The 15378-nt window shown below is 43.3% G+C and carries 14 protein-coding genes, 1 rRNA gene and 1 other RNA gene; 2 read left to right on the top strand and 14 right to left on the bottom strand.

Annotation, left to right across the window (positions count from 1 at the left end):
- From BMZ58_RS13830 to tadA, 8 genes are all read right to left on the bottom strand, one after another.
- Positions 1 to 79, bottom strand: a 16S ribosomal RNA gene (locus tag BMZ58_RS13830); the annotation flags it as partial.
- A 318-nt stretch (positions 80 to 397) separates the two neighbouring features.
- On the bottom strand, positions 398 to 661 hold the full coding sequence (locus tag BMZ58_RS13825; protein ID WP_075037144.1) for a pro-sigmaK processing inhibitor BofA family protein: 264 nt from the start codon (positions 659 to 661) through the stop codon (positions 398 to 400).
- A 72-nt stretch (positions 662 to 733) separates the two neighbouring features.
- Positions 734 to 958, bottom strand: a complete 225-nt coding sequence (locus BMZ58_RS13820) for a YaaL family protein (protein WP_279626138.1) — start codon at positions 956 to 958, stop codon at positions 734 to 736.
- 6 nt (positions 959 to 964) lie between these two features.
- Positions 965 to 1561 (bottom strand): recombination mediator RecR, encoded by a 597-nt coding sequence (gene recR, locus BMZ58_RS13815; RefSeq protein ID WP_075037142.1) that lies wholly within the window; start codon positions 1559 to 1561, stop codon positions 965 to 967.
- 11 nt (positions 1562 to 1572) lie between these two features.
- Positions 1573 to 1893, bottom strand: coding sequence for a YbaB/EbfC family nucleoid-associated protein (locus BMZ58_RS13810; RefSeq protein WP_075037141.1), 321 nt, complete (start codon positions 1891 to 1893; stop codon positions 1573 to 1575).
- Positions 1894 to 1920: 27 nt separating this feature from the next.
- Positions 1921 to 3639: a DNA polymerase III subunit gamma/tau gene (gene dnaX, locus BMZ58_RS13805; RefSeq protein WP_075037140.1), complete on the bottom strand. Its 1719-nt coding sequence runs from the start codon at positions 3637 to 3639 to the stop codon at positions 1921 to 1923.
- 301 nt (positions 3640 to 3940) lie between these two features.
- Positions 3941 to 4206, bottom strand: an RNA gene (gene ffs, locus BMZ58_RS13800) — signal recognition particle sRNA large type.
- Between the two features lie 50 nt (positions 4207 to 4256).
- A complete protein-coding gene (tadA, locus tag BMZ58_RS13795; RefSeq protein ID WP_075037139.1) occupies positions 4257 to 4739 on the bottom strand; it encodes a tRNA adenosine(34) deaminase TadA in 483 nt (160 codons plus the stop codon).
- A gap of 80 nt (positions 4740 to 4819) precedes the next feature.
- Between tadA and BMZ58_RS13790 the strand changes: the two genes are divergently transcribed.
- A complete protein-coding gene (locus BMZ58_RS13790; RefSeq protein ID WP_075037138.1) occupies positions 4820 to 6106 on the top strand; it encodes a glycoside hydrolase family 18 protein in 1287 nt (428 codons plus the stop codon).
- Between the two features lie 36 nt (positions 6107 to 6142).
- On the opposite strand, the gene BMZ58_RS13785 is transcribed toward BMZ58_RS13790, so the two are convergent.
- The 5 genes from BMZ58_RS13785 to acsA form a co-directional block, all read right to left on the bottom strand.
- Positions 6143 to 6913, bottom strand: a complete 771-nt coding sequence (locus tag BMZ58_RS13785; RefSeq protein WP_075037137.1) for a DUF3891 family protein — start codon at positions 6911 to 6913, stop codon at positions 6143 to 6145.
- Between the two features lie 155 nt (positions 6914 to 7068).
- Entirely contained in the window at positions 7069 to 7581 is a 513-nt protein-coding gene (locus BMZ58_RS13780; RefSeq protein WP_075037136.1) for a type 1 glutamine amidotransferase domain-containing protein, read from the bottom strand.
- A 96-nt stretch (positions 7582 to 7677) separates the two neighbouring features.
- Complete coding sequence (locus tag BMZ58_RS13775; protein WP_075037159.1) at positions 7678 to 8997, bottom strand: lysine N(6)-hydroxylase/L-ornithine N(5)-oxygenase family protein; 1320 nt, start codon at positions 8995 to 8997, stop codon at positions 7678 to 7680.
- A 30-nt stretch (positions 8998 to 9027) separates the two neighbouring features.
- Positions 9028 to 10332, bottom strand: coding sequence for a purine/pyrimidine permease (locus BMZ58_RS13770; RefSeq protein WP_075037135.1), 1305 nt, complete (start codon positions 10330 to 10332; stop codon positions 9028 to 9030).
- 635 nt (positions 10333 to 10967) lie between these two features.
- Positions 10968 to 12677, bottom strand: coding sequence for an acetate--CoA ligase (acsA, locus tag BMZ58_RS13765; protein ID WP_075037134.1), 1710 nt, complete (start codon positions 12675 to 12677; stop codon positions 10968 to 10970).
- Positions 12678 to 13044: 367 nt separating this feature from the next.
- Here acsA and queF point away from each other — a divergent pair, with 367 nt between their 5' ends.
- Entirely contained in the window at positions 13045 to 13539 is a 495-nt protein-coding gene (gene queF, locus BMZ58_RS13760) for a preQ(1) synthase (protein ID WP_075037133.1), read from the top strand.
- Between the two features lie 281 nt (positions 13540 to 13820).
- Here queF and aldA read toward each other — a convergent pair whose 3' ends face one another.
- On the bottom strand, positions 13821 to 15272 hold the full coding sequence (gene aldA / locus BMZ58_RS13755) for an aldehyde dehydrogenase (protein ID WP_075037132.1): 1452 nt from the start codon (positions 15270 to 15272) through the stop codon (positions 13821 to 13823).
- Between the last annotated feature and the right edge of the window lie 106 nt (positions 15273 to 15378).

Here is a 15378-nt window from a genome sequence, read left to right as displayed (position 1 = left end):
CTCGCTTCCCGCGCTCGACTTGCATGTATTAGGCACGCCGCCAGCGTTCGTCCTGAGCCAGGATCAAACTCTCCATAAAAGTTAAGTTTGACTTGCTCATTTGCACACCGAATGTGCTTGTTTTGATTCTCTTCTATAATAGAAGGAATTTCTTGACGTACTGGTTGGTTCGTTCAGTTTTCAAAGATCAAATGTTTTGTTTGCCGCTTCAAAACAGCGACTTAATAAATATATCATTTCTTGTCGTTTTCGTCAACAACTTTTTATGATTTATTTTGTTAAGCCGTTGCGGCTAGCCGCTCTCTTAACGCGACAAGTAATAATATATCATGCGTAATTATTGGATGCAATACTTTTTTATAAAAAATAAAAAAAGACGAAGTTTAGTTCTTCGCCTTTAGATCACCCATAAGTGAATCGCGGTCAGAGACAATATACCAGGGATACCCAGGGCTACGGATATAAGGGCAGTAAAGCCATTAATGGGGACATGTAAACCAAATTGAGCACCAAAGAGGTTTACAAAAAACAATAATAAGACTGCCACGATCAATCGAGTCATCAATTTCCCTACAAGCTTTAAAGGTGTGGAAGGAAGTCCAATTACCAACAAAAGAGGAATAGCTAATCCTAACATTAGAATGACGAGCACTGGATCCATAAAAAACCCCCTTGTCCAATAGAACTGTTTCTATAAACAGTCTATGTCTGTGAACAAGAGGGTAGTACATATTTAAGAGAGAGCGTTAATCCCTCTGTATCTTGCTTCTCTTAATAAGTAGAAATACTTTGCTTTGACGACCGCTAAATCTTTCAAGCCATCTTCACTCGGTTCAATACTTTGTTCAATGATTGTGTTTAAAGTTTCCCATTCATGTTTCATCTTTTTAATATTTAACAGGAGTTCCCGGTCCATGTCCTTTTTAATTGCCCTTCTTTTACCGAACAAATCAATCACCCTCTATTAAAGTTCCCGACGACCTTCTAAAGCTTTGGATAAGGTCACTTCATCCGCATACTCAAGGTCTCCACCTACAGGGAGTCCGTGGGCAATCCTTGTCATTCTTATACCAGAAGGTTTGACGAGGCGAGAGATATACATTGCCGTTGCTTCCCCTTCAATATTAGGGTTCGTCGCAAGGATCAGTTCTTCAATGCCTTCATCTTTCAACCGATTGATTAGACTGGCGACATTGATATCTTCTGGTCCGATTCCATCCATGGGTGATATCGCACCGTGCAGGACATGATACTTACCACTGAATTCCCTCATCTTTTCCATTGCGATGACATCTTTCGGGTCTTGCACTACACAAATCAAAGTTTGGTCCCTCGATTCATCCTGACAAATGGAACACGGATCTTGATCTGTGATGTGACCACAAGTCGTGCAATGGGTCAATTCCCGTTTGGCGCTTACTAATGATTTAGCAAAATCGAGTACGTCGTCCTCTTCCATTTCTAAAACGAAAAAGGCCAGGCGGGCAGCCGTCTTCGGTCCTATTCCTGGCAGCTTCGTAAAACTGTCAATCAGTTTTGATATAGGTTCTGGGTAATACATGGAAATTCCTCCTAGAACATTCCTCCACCAGGCATACCTTTCGTGAATTGTCCCATAGTATCATTCGTCTTATCGTCTACTTGCTTCAGTACATCGTTTGTTGCTGTAATGATTAAATCCTGGAGCATTTCTACATCATCTGGATCCACGACCTCTTCATCAATCACAACGTCCGTAATCTCTTTCTTACCGTTGGCTGTTACTTTCACCATACCGCCACCAGCAGAAGATTCGAATGTCATTTCATAAAGTTCTTCCTGAGCCTTCATCATTTTCTTCTGCATTTTTTGCATTTGTTTCATCATATTATTCATGTTTCCTCCACCACGCATGGTGCATTCCTCCTTTAAAATCAATAATTAGTCTTGAACTTCTATTAAATCATCTCCGACAAGCTTACGCGCTTCTGAAATCAATGGATCATCGTCCTCTCCTTGTTCGGATGGACTTTCGTTCTCCTCTGATTCTGAGCCTTCATCGGATGATTGCTTCTGTTTTCTGACGTACTCTTCCCTGATCTCCTGCCAATTGGGTTCTGGAATTGGTATGATCGTCATCGGTTTTCCGGAAAACTCTGTTAGCAAAGGCTCTATCGTCTTTTGGTGTTCGAGTGCCAATGAACAATGGATATCATAACGGAATGCCAAAATGAGTGCTTTAGATGAAGCGGCTCTTGGCTTACTGTTTAAAAGTGTTGCGTGTGCCGGAGCATTCGTCCTCTTCAATGCTTCCATAAAGTCTGCCCATCGGCTTTGGATATTCTTAATATCATCCTTGGAAGCTTCGTTCAGCACTTGACGGATTCGTTCATAAGGAACATTATACCCTTTTCTTCCGGATTTTGCAGGTGCGCGCTTTTTCGCCGGTTGAGAAGGAGCCTGCGATCCTGGTCCTTTTTGTTTCAAGTCTGTGAGCTCTTTTTCCAGATCGGTGATTTTTTGGACGAGTTTATCAAAAGCATCCGATTCTACCGGTTGCCCCTGAACAGGCCCAACCTTCACCTCTACCATATTAAGCATAGCGATCTCTATGAAAACTTTCGGGCTGGTTGTCCATTTCATCTCTTGTTGGCATCTGTTCAGTTCACGGATGGCCTGTTGAATCCAATTCGGTGACAGTTCTGTTGAAAAAGAGCGGAAAGCTTCGTCAGGTATAGCTCTTTCCAAGTTATGTTCCAAGTCTGGAGCTGCTTGAAATAGGAGTAAGTCTCTTAAGTAATAAATGAGATCGAAGACAAAACGACCAGGGTCTTTTCCCTGTTGAATCAAATCATCAACTGACTCAAGCGCACTTTTGGCATCCTGTTCGTGCAGTGCCTTAAGCACGGCAGTAAGTTTACTTTGAGAGACAGACCCAGTCACAGCAAGGACGTCTTCGATCGTAACTTCTTCTTCACTATACGAAATCGCTTGATCTAAAAGGCTTAGTGCATCACGCATTCCACCTTCCGCAGTAAGGGCGACAATTTCCAGTGCCTCTTTAGCAATAGCAATCTCTTCGATCGCCGTGATTTTTTCCATACGGTCGACCATTGCTTTTTGGGAAATCCGTTTAAAGTCGAAGCGTTGACACCTGGAGATGATCGTCAATGGGATTTTGTGAGGTTCTGTAGTCGCTAATATGAAGATGACATGTTTCGGTGGCTCTTCCAAGGTTTTCAGTAACGCATTGAAAGCTCCCATGGAAAGCATGTGTACTTCATCAATAATGTAAACCTTATAAGGCACGGCACTTGGTGCATATTTAACCTTATCTCGGATTTCACGTATTTGCTCGACACCATTGTTCGAAGCGGCATCAATTTCTATAACATCAGAAATCGACCCGTCCTGAATCCCTAAACAGGCATCACACTCATTACACGGTTCCTTCACAGGGGCATGTTCGCAGTTGACAGCTTTAGCGAATATTTTTGCAGCACTTGTCTTTCCGGTACCTCTTGGGCCGGAAAATAAATACGCATGAGAAAACTTATTTTGCTCAATCGCATTCTGCAGCGTCCGTGTAATATGCGTTTGTCCGACGACTCCTTCAAAATTCCGCGGTCGCCATACGCGATATAAAGCCTGATAGCTCATAAAACCGTTCTCCCTTAATAGTCTCATTTCCATTATACCTGATGGAAGGATAGGATGTGAACCTTACCTACTTACAAAAACTTGTGTGCTTTCTTCCCTATCAGAATCCATAGTTTTTCAAAGCATAGTAAACGCTCATTCAGTGGAATCAAAAGTGCAGACACTTTATACACGGATAAAGACCTGGGGGATAGTCCCCCTGAGAACCCCAACTTCACTCTTAATACTTGTACAGTTCCCGACCATAAAAAAGAGCCGTTATGAAGAATCATAACAGCTCTTTGCAATCTCTTATGTAATGCCGTGCACCCATCTTCGATGATGCGGCCCTAAGCGTTACTTATGGTTATGGCTCGACCCAGGCACTCCCGCGGCACACGAGAGAGACAGCTTACTGCTGCTTCCTTCCGGACCTGACAGGATTCGCTGGTTCCCGTTGCGCAGGACCTGGGTGTCAACACCACTCACATAAGGCAGACCTTAAGGCCGCACCACCTTGGATGGGGATTCGGCCTCGCTATAGCGGATTGCGAGTACAGGGCACCGCTACCTCCCCGCTTAGCACGGCATAAACAAGTATATCTATTTTTCATGGAAAATGCAATGGTAAAACACTGTTAATTGTTAGTAGATGTGTTATTTTTCTTACGGCTTCGAAGGTTACGGAAAAATTGAGTAAGCATCTCTCCACACGTTTCTTCCATCACCCCTGTAAGAACTTCTGATTTATGATTGAACCGATCATCATTAAGTAAATTTATAAGAGTTCCAGCACATCCCGCTTTCGGATCTTTGGCACCGTACACAACCCGGGGGATTCTTGATTGCAAAATAGCACCAGCGCACATTGGGCATGGCTCTAATGTTACATAAAGTGTGCATTCTTCTAAACGCCAACTTCCGACATGTTTGTTGGCACGTTCAATCGCTATGAATTCCGCATGAGAGGAAGCTAGTTGCGAATGCTCTCTTTGATTATACCCATGCGCAATGATTTCATTATCTTTGACAATAATTGCGCCAATCGGGACCTCTCCTTCTGCTCCTGCTTTTTTTGCTTCTTGTATAGCGATTTTCATGTAGTATTCGTCATCTTGCATTTTCATCCTCCTGTGATTTTGAAGAATAATTTAGTTTTCACGTTTCATACATTGATAAAGATGAGAAAGGAGTGACCCTTGTGCAAATTCACGTTGTCCAACAAGGAGATTCTGTTTTTTCTATTGCAGGTCTCTATGACAGTACGCCAAATGCCATCATAGAAGCAAATGAGCTTGAAACTCCAGGTGACCTGGTTATCGGCCAGGCTCTTGTCGTACCGATTGTCGGTCAATTTTATTTTGTCCAGCAGGGAGACAGTTTATATTCCATTGCTCAACAGTTCAATACTACACCACAGCAACTCGCCCAAGTAAATGGAATTCAAGCAGGAATGACACTACCAGTCGGGTTACGTCTCTATATTCCTGAACAAGCCCCGACCCCGATTACAGCTAATGCCTACATCGAGCCTTATGGCGGGGAAGTGTCAGAGAACCTCCGGAGTGCTGCTGAAAACAGAGCGGCAAATCTCACCTACTTAGCACCTTTCAGTTATGAGATCCAGGAGGATGGTTCATTGAAAGCACCACCGCTCGACAACTTCAAGGAAATTGCTCAACAGAACGATGCTGGTCTTATGATGGTTGTCACTAACCTGGCAGAGGATGGATTTAATGCAGAGTTAGCTCGGACCATTTTATCTGATGAGGCGTTACAAGATCAATTGCTCGACAATATTATTCAGATTACACAACAAGTAGGATTCCAGGATGTTCACTTCGATATGGAATTCCTACCCCCAGAAATGAAAGAAAACTACAATCAGTTTTTACGCAAGGCAAAGAACCGTCTTAGCGCTGAGGGTTTATTAATATCGACTGCACTTGCCCCGAAAACAAGTGCCGAACAAGAAGGGGCCTGGTATGAAGCTCACGACTATAAGGCACATGGGGAAATCGTCGATTTTGTCGTGTTGATGACTTATGAGTGGGGATATAGCGGGGGTCCACCACGTGCAGTCTCACCCATCGGTCCTGTTACTGAAGTTGTCGATTATGCTTTGACAGAAATGCCAGCAAGTAAAATTCTCTTAGGGCAGAATCTCTACGGCTATGATTGGACGCTGCCTTACGAACCCGGCGGGGAATTCGCCAAGGCGGTCAGCCCACAACAAGCAATACAGATAGCCAGAGAAAATAATGTATCTATTTCTTATGACGAAGAAGAGCAAGCACCCTACTTCACCTATACGGATACTACCGGCAATGAACATGAAGTGTGGTTCGAGGATGCTCGTTCTATTCAAAGGAAATTCGACTTGATCAAAGACCGCGGACTGTTAGGAATCAGTTATTGGAAACTGGGGCTTTCCTTCCCACAAAACTGGTTATTGCTCAGCGGGCAGTTCAGCATAGATAAAAAATAAAAGGAAATGGTGCCGCTTACTAAAGAATGTAAGTGGCTATTCCCCTTTTCTAATAAATGTAACCCGTTGGTTATGTATGCCTGCTTCATGGAAAGCCTCGGAAAGCCCTTTATCAGCGATAACCTTTTTATAAACCGTCCTGTATGGGATCTCTATGCCGAACGGTTCCTCGAAAGGGAAAGGGTCCACCGACACCGTTTCCTGGTCCGCCCAGTGGGCGATCATCCCTGCAGGAGCAAAATCAAAAGGTTGTCGGAATCCATCTTTAAACCAGGGAACCTCCTCTTCTTTCGAAATTCCAGGCTCTTGCATACATACATATAGAGACAGGTCATCACAAAATTGGAGACGGCGAAAATGAAGATCGTAAATATCTTGAGGAATGTCCATTTCCATCATCTCGAACAACTGGTGCTGCCGTTCTCTTTCATTCAATATAAATGTTCGTATCTGCTCATCTTCGCTGTCTTCCGCAAAGAAGGATGCATAATGCATACTGCAAAGCATCCCTGCATATAAAGATTGACTAGCTATTTCCTGTATCCCTCGCTGGTAAGCTTCTAATTTCTTTTTGATAGGATAATCCACGAACGAATAGGGGCGCTGTTTCTCCTCATTCCATTCAGGAGCTTGATCTAAAGGAATCCACGCACGATCATGCTGGCGTATGGCCCAGTCCGCTTCCTCTCTCAACTTTGATCGCAATAAAAAATTATTTTTCCAGTAGTCTACAAGTTTTTTGGATATATTGGCATGCTCATGCTGCGTGATCATGATAAAGTAATCGTCCTTCTCCCTAACAATCATAAGGGCTCCTCCTTTTTGAAATGATTATATGTACATAAACAGCTAAATGTCTTCCTTCTATTATATAGTAACTCTTTCTCCCTCTCTACATTTTAGGATTATATAATAAGAAAAGAGCCACGAAGAGGAGATCCTCGTGACTCTCTTTTCTACCTTTATTTCAGTAGTTTTAATGCTTCACGGTTGAATGCCGGGATATCATCTGGTTGCCGGCTCGTAACTAATTGGTCCTGACAAACGACGACTTCCTTGTCTTGATAATCCACACCAGCATATTCCATATCGACGGCAATGGATTTGAAGCCGGTAGCAGTTCTGCCTTCTAGGGCCTTAGCAGTGATCAGTAGTTGTGGTCCATGGCAGATCGCAAATACTGGTTTCTTTTCATCCATGAAATGCTTAGCAAAGGATACGAACTTTTCATCCCCGCGTAAAACATCTGGTGAAAAACCACCCGGGATAAACAAGGCATCGAAGTCTTCAGGTTTAACATCATCGATGGATGTGTCGATTTTCACCGTTGCCTCGCCTTGCTTCCCTTCTACCTGTTTGCCAGCTTCCCATTCGATTGTCGTAACCTCATGACCTTCTTTTGAAAAAGCTTCAGCTGGCTTCGTGTATTCTACATCTTCAAACATAGACGTCATGACACAAGCGATTTTACTCATATCTAAATCATCTCCTTAAATGTTTGGGTTGTTTTGAACACATAGGATATCTTCCCCCATAAGATGATTTTAAACCTACCGATTACCATTTAATGTCTATTTATAGTCTTCCGCAGAGAATTGTTGGAAGGTTGTATTCTTTTGATTCCGGTAAATTTCCTTCTCTGCTATGGTATTGATGATATGGATATTCCGGATTACAGAAAGACCTAAATTTGTCGCGCCTGCCCCGTGCGAATGGACAAGATCTGTTAAGGTAAAAAAATGATGCTGGCGATCATCGTTGAAACAAAGCTGATAATCACGGGAAACTTTGTAAATACCTTCCTCCTCCCATTCGATATCATCTTTGAAACGGGGGAGGAACCAATCTGGGAAATGAGGTTTATATCCCGTGGCTAATACTACTTTATCTGTGGGGTACGTATATTCGACCTCCTCTTGCCACTGTCGGCATTGGAGAAGGTAACCGTCTTCTGTTGCTTCGATTCCTTCGATCTCTGTCATTGGTTGGATGTGAACTCGACTATCTTTCATAGCTGCCGTACGATGATAAAGTTTTGTATATAATCTTGTCAGAGTATCGGGATCGATCCCTTTACGGAGCGGACCCAGATTATCCAGAGCTCCTTTACGCTGATCCAAACTCAATTTATGAAAGTAATCGACAAATTCTGGTGTGAACATTTCCTGAGCGAATTTAGCCGTATCCAACTGAAACAGTCCACCTGATCGTGTGAATAGACTGAGCTTCATTTCCGTATCTCTTTCTTGTTCTTCCAACAAATCCAAAAAAACTTCCAGGGCGCTCTGCCCTGACCCCACAATTGTGACATGCTTCGCTTTGAGCAGATGGTCCTTTTCAAAGAGATAGCGGCTCGAATGCATGACATCTTCGTTCGGCAGACGATCCAGCCCATCGAGAATCAATGGTTCACTTCCAGTTCCCATGACAATATGCCTTGCCTGGTAGTATTTCTTCCTTCCAGTGGACGTCTCCTCTACAACTATTTCGTAATGAGGGACATCCGCTTCTTTTTTATCGATTACATCGACGACCGTATTACCAAAATATAGACCTTCCAGTTGTTTAGCTACCCATTGCAAATAGTGATTGTATTCTTGTCTCGGTACCTCGAAATGTCGATGAAAGAAAAAAGGAAACATTCGATCGTGCTCATGTAGATAATTCATGAATGTATAAGGACTTTTAGGGTCAGCGAAGGTAACTAAATCCGCCAAAAAAGGAACCTGCAAATCCATTGTTTCAATAAGCATTCCAGGGTGCCATACAAACTCTGGTGTCTTTTCAAAAAAGATAGCATCGATTTCATCCGTTTGATCCAGCAAGGCCGCCATTCCTAAATTGAAAGGACCGATACCTATACCAATCAAATCATATAATTTATTTTCCATTTGATCACTTCCTCTATCCATCACTTTCCCCTACGAGGACTTGTTTGATACCTTCCACACTTGGTTTAGCACGATGACGAGTACTGTGCCAACCAACAAGCCATTACTCAGCAGATTTTGCAGGATCGGTGGAACACCGGCAAAGGCCTCTGAAGGGAGGAACATCAGGCCGATGCCCAATAAAAAGGAGATCCCTAAAATCGTCAACCGTCGTTCATCCAGAGGTTCGCTTGTCATGTTGGATAAACCGAGCCCCATAAGCTGGACAAAAGTAGCCAATAAAGCAGCATTTGCTACAGGAGCAGGTATTCCAGATATGAAAGCAACAATAGGAGGAGAAAAGGAAAATACTACTAACAAGAGGGATGCATACAAAAATGGGCGTTTTCCCTTTTGTCCTGTCAATTGCATAAATCCTGAAGAAGAAGCGAGGGAAACATTAGCTACAGCAGAAAAGATCGCTGTAATTCCATGGTTCACACCTAAAAAACTACTCCCCTTATTAACCTGGTCATATGTATAACGAGGTTCCCCATAAATCGTATGACTGACAGCAATGACAGAAGCCACCAGGTTCGACAACAAAATAACCGCTGTAATAAAGCCAAGGGGAAGCGTTCCCCATGTCAGATGAGGAGGGCCCCAGGCGAAGAGATCAGGGAATGAAAAAGCTTCTGGGTCTCCAGACTTGAGAGCTTCTCCCCCTGTCATCACATACAATACCCACCCGACACCTATCCCAATCAGTACGGCAAAGCTTTTCAGCCACCCTTTTCCCATAACCGACAAACCGATGACGAGAAACAAAGTCACCAATGCAACCATGGCTTGTCCACCATCCACCTTGTCTGTCGATTGTTGAAGACCGAGCATCCCCTGGAGGAATGTCCCGCTTAACTGTACGGTTAACAAAAATAAAAAAGCGCCCGTTACAAAAGGGGTGAACACATACAAGACACGATGGGAAAGGCGGAAGATTCCAAACAGAAATAAGAAAATTCCGGTCCAAATCATCGTCCCTTCCAACACCTGTAATGTGTCCAAGTAGCTATCACCGGACTGTGCTCCGCTATATGCCATTACAGCGAAAATACTAATCCAAATTCCAGCAGGACCTTCCATGATCGGCAATTTATGTCCAAACACCCCTTGTAGGAAAGAAGCTACACCGACGACAAAAAAGGTCCTTTGCATAAGTCCAGCCACTTCTCTGAAGTCCAATTCAAAAATTGAACCTATAACAATCGGAAGAGCAACGGCACTTGCCAAGAGAAATACAAACCACTGAATGGTTTCTAATGAACGGTCAAAAAAACTAATAGATTCTTCCTTCATCGTTGTTCCACCTGCATTCTATGTAATCTATCCCTCCACATCTTACCATAACAAAAAATTACTTTTCTTCCCCTACGCCCTGAAGTTTCACGTGAAACGCTCCCTATTCTGTAAGACTCAGTTTCGAGACATCTGGTGAAGTGCGAATGGGGGCTTGGAAGCTACTCGCTTTCCGCGGGGAAGACGGCAAGCCTCCTCGGGCTGTACGCCCTGTGGGGTCTTGCCAGTCTATCCTTTCCCGCAGGAGTCTCGCAGCTTCCCATCCCCCATTACCTTAATGAGTATCTCGAAACTTCTGGATAGACAGGATAGGGAGCTATTGATGAAAAGGCTCTACAACAGGGATTTTCATATGCAACGATGGATACCATGCAGAATGATTTCGAATCCTATTTTATGGCTGAGGGGCGGAGGGAAACGGTGAGACCCCGGAAGGCGAAAGCCTGAGGAGGCTCAGCGCCCACCCCATGGAAAGCGAACCGTTTCCCGTAGCCCCTAAAGCACCCACAAACATCTCGAAATCGAGTCTTCCAGAACACTGCCATTTTAATGAATAATTAAACCATAGAGAATGGAAGAGACGTTCATATAACCATAGTAAAAGCACAGCCATGGGAGGCTGTGCTTTTAGTCATTTATTCTTCTAATGTGGAGGTATCACCCGTCGGTAACCCTAGTTCCCAAGATTTAAGAAGTCGGCGCATTATTTTACCACTACGCGTCTTCGGAATCGTATCCTTGATTTCAATCTCCCTTGGCGCAGCATGAGCACTTAAGCCTTTTTTAACAAACTGACGGATTTCTTCAAGCAATTCATCAGATTGTTCATATCCTTCTCTCAAAGTGATGAAAGCTTTAATGACTTCCCCACGCTCAGGATCAGGCTTACCGATAACTCCGGCTTCTGCTACCGCCTCGTGCTCAATCAATTTGCTTTCAACTTCGAATGGACCTACACGTTCCCCAGAAGTATTGATAACATCATCTAGACGACCCTGGAACCAGAAGTACCCATCTTCATCTTTATAGGCACTATCACCAGACACATACCAACCGTTCAAGAAATAGCTCTCATACTTACCAGGGTTATTCCATATAGCTCTCATCATGGATGGCCAACCTTGTTTAATAGCCAAGTTCCCCATTTGATTGGCTGGAAGTTCATTTCCATCATTATCTACAATAGCCGCTTCTACTCCAGGGAACGGTTTACCCATGGAACCTGGACGCATATCCATTGCTGGGTAGTTACAAATGAGCATACCGCCTGTTTCTGTCATCCACCACGTATCATGGATGCGTAAGTCGAATGCAGAAAGTCCCCATGTCACGACCTCAGGATTCAATGGTTCTCCAACACTCAAAATATGCCTTAAGGAGGACAGGTCATGTTTCTGTGCTGCTTCTTCCCCGGCACTTAAAAGTTTCCGGAAGGCGGTCGGTGCGGAATACCATACAGAAACATTCTTTTCAGCAATGGTTCCATACCAATCATCCGGGCTGAATCGCCCCCCACGGATAACATTCGTCACTCCGTTCAACCAAGGCGCAAATATGCCATAACTCGTCCCAGTTACCCAACCAGGATCGGCTGTGCACCAATAGACATCGTCCTCTTTCAGATCAAGCACCCATTTACCTGTTTGATAATGTTGTAACATCGCATTATGGACATGATAAACCCCTTTAGGCTTACCGGTTGAACCAGAAGTATAGTGGAGAAGCATACCATCTTCCAAGTCCACCCACTCTATGTTGAATTCATCCGAAGCATTATCCATTTCCTCATCAAAAGAGATGTAGTTTCCTGGAGCATCGCCACCTACAAGCACTACTTGCTTTAAATTTGGAAGGTCATCCGCTGGAACACGCTCAAGAAGTTCCGGTGTTGTAATTAACATCGTCGCTTCACTATCTTCCAGTCGGTCTCTTACCGCTTGCTCCATAAATGCTTCAAAAAGAGGACCTGCAATGGCACCTACTTTCAATATTCCAAGAAATGCAGCATAAAACTCTGGACTTCTCGGCATAAAGAGGAAAACGCGGTCTCCCTTTTCAATGTTGTGTTTCTTCAACACATTTGCAAAGCGGTTGCTCTTCCGTTTCAAATCTTCAAACGTGAGTGTCTCTTCTCTATCTGGGGCCGAATATATGAGAGCGGCTTGGTTTTTCTTATCAGGATCCTCTGCATGACGATCAATGGCCTCATAAGCGATATTCACTTTACCTGTCTGATCCCAAGTAAAGTTTTTTTTCACTTCTTCCCACTGGAAATTTTCATACGCTTCTTTGTAGTTTTCCATGTTGTGATTGCCTGACCTTGCTGGAATTGGTTTCATGTCCATAATAATCACCTCATAAGAATGTTTTGTAAACGGTTTCCTTTTGTGGTTGAAGAAAGCTCTGTTTTCTCCAGAGCCACGTGTTGCATACTTTTCTGAAAATTTTATGAATTAATTCCATTGTAGGGTATTTCCACACATTTTTAAAGAGTTATGCCCAAAGATTTACAGAAATAGGACAAGGGCACGGGGTAAATTGACAGTATTCTACTCAATTTATATAATAAGATCAGTATTGCAGATTCCAATAAAGAGGTTTCTTAGCTACCCCTCTATAAAAAACTAAGGATGCCGTCTTATCTAAGCCGCAGCCCTTAGCCGCTGCGGCTTTTTTATGTAATGATAAATAATCAGAAGAGGAGCTTCATCTATGACTGGACGTAACGACCAAGATCTTGATTTGTCTTTACTAGGAAATCAAGGGACTTCCTATTCCTTCGAGTATGACCCCGAGGTATTAGAAACATTCGATAACCAACACCCGGATCGCGATTATTTTGTAAAATTCAATTGCCCCGAATTTACGACTCTTTGCCCTAAAACCAGACAACCAGATTTCGCTACGGTATATATCAGCTATATTCCCAATGTGAAAATGGTTGAAAGTAAATCATTGAAATTGTATCTCTTCAGCTTTCGTAATCATGGAGACTTCCATGAAGATAGTATGAACACGATCATGAACGACTTAATCGAATTGATGGATCCTCGATACATTGAAGTTTGGGGCAAATTCACCCCACGAGGAGGAATCTCCATCGACCCTTACTGTAATTACGGTAAACCTGGAACGAAATTCGAACAAATGGCTGATCACCGAATGATGAATCATGACCTTTACCCAGAAAAAATCGATAATAGATAATAAAAAAAGCTCCCTATTCTGTAAGACTCAGTTTCGAGACTTTAATGAGAGTTTGGGGCTGCGGGAAAAGGTTCGCTTTCCGTGGGGCGGGCGCTGCGCCTCCTTGAGCTAAAGCTCTGCGGGGTCTCACCTGTCCCGCAGATCCCATAGGAGTCTCACCGTTTCCCTCCGCTCCTTTCCATGATAAGTATCTCGAAACCACCTTCGAGTACAGAGAGCTGTATGCAGAGGACATTGCTGTTCTTGTTAAAAAGAGCTGCGATTTTATCGCAGCTCTTTTTTTATTGCTTATCATCTTTATATTGCATATAGACAGTTTGCGTGACAAGGAAGTCTTCCATCCCGTGTTTTCCATCCGTTCCACCAAGTCCAGATTTTCTCATTCCAGCATGGTAACCCTGGACAGCTTCGAAATTCTCACGGTTTACAAATGTTTCTCCAAATTTCAACTCATTGACTACCCTCATCGCTTCATTCATGTCATCTGTATATACGGACGAGGAAAGCCCATAGTCTGTGTCATTCCCTTTATCAATAGCTTCGTCCAGCGTTTTATATGTTGCTATAGGAATGACTGGACCGAATATTTCTTCCTGTATAATATCCATATCCTGTTCCACATTGGTCAAAATCGTAGGTTTATAGAAATAACCTTTTTCTAAGTCACCACGTTCACCCCCGATTTCGACTCTCGCCCCTTCATTTACCGCTTCTTTAACCATTGTTTCTACTTCTTCCAAGCGATCTTTACTGACAAGAGGTCCTACGTCAGCTTCTTTATTCTCCCGGGGATTTCCAAGAGTCAAGGACTCAAATTTATGCCGAAGTTTGCCAATAAGCTCTTCTGCAACACTTTCATGGACATACACACGTTCCGCATTCGTACATGCCTGTCCATTGTTAGCTAACCTTGAGGTGGTAATACTGTCTGCAGCTATATCTAAATCAGCATTTTCTGTAACAATGGCGGGAGCCTTCCCACCTAATTCAAGGTTCACTTTCGTAATATTTTGTGCGGCAGCTTCCATTACCTTTGTACCTGCAGGGACGCTACCTGTCATCGAAACCATATGGACATTTGGGTGAGTGGCAAGAGCATTACCAATCTCTGATCCTGTGCCGGTTACGACATTATAGACTCCTTCAGGAATCTCCTCCATCGAGTCGACTATTTTCGTGAACTCCATCGCTGTGTTTGGAGTTTGCTGACTCGGCTTCAATACTATTGTATTACCTGTCACTAATGCTGTAGCTACTTTTCTTGCTAAAATGAAGACTGGGAAATTCCAGGGTACGATTCCTGCTACGACACCGATCGGTTTTTTATATATGAAGATATTTTCATTTTTTCGATCACTCGGTACAACCTCTCCTTCAATCCTTCTGGCCCATTCAGACATATAGCGGAAATAATCGATGGCAAGATCTACTTCACCGCTGGCAAGCTCATAATCTTTCCCTTGTTCTTCTTGCAGTAAATCAATAAAAGTCGCACGATTTTCTTCCATGCGGTCGCCCAGCTTCCTTACAATTTGCCCCCTTTCAATATTAGGCGTCAGCTCCCAACCTTTCTGTGCTTCAAAAGCAGCTTCCACTGCCCGATTCACATCATCTTCCGTGCCTTTAGGTGTCTGGGAGATAACCTCTTCTGTCGCCGGATTAATAATATCAATCAATTCTGATCCATTGGATGTTGTATATTCGCCATTAATGTACAATTCATGTTTCAACAAAATGATGACCTCCTGTTAGGGTTTACCATTTCCATTCCACCTTCAGGGTGAACATAAACAGGCAAATACGTTATGATAAAGACGAAGATCCAAAAAAAGGAAGGTT

The sequence above is a fragment of the Halobacillus dabanensis genome (assembly GCF_900114165.1).
In the GTDB taxonomy this organism is placed as follows: domain Bacteria; phylum Bacillota; class Bacilli; order Bacillales; family Halobacillaceae; genus Halobacillus; species Halobacillus dabanensis.
The sequence above is the reverse complement of the archived record's forward strand: the minus strand, read 5'-3'. Positions and strand labels throughout refer to the sequence as shown.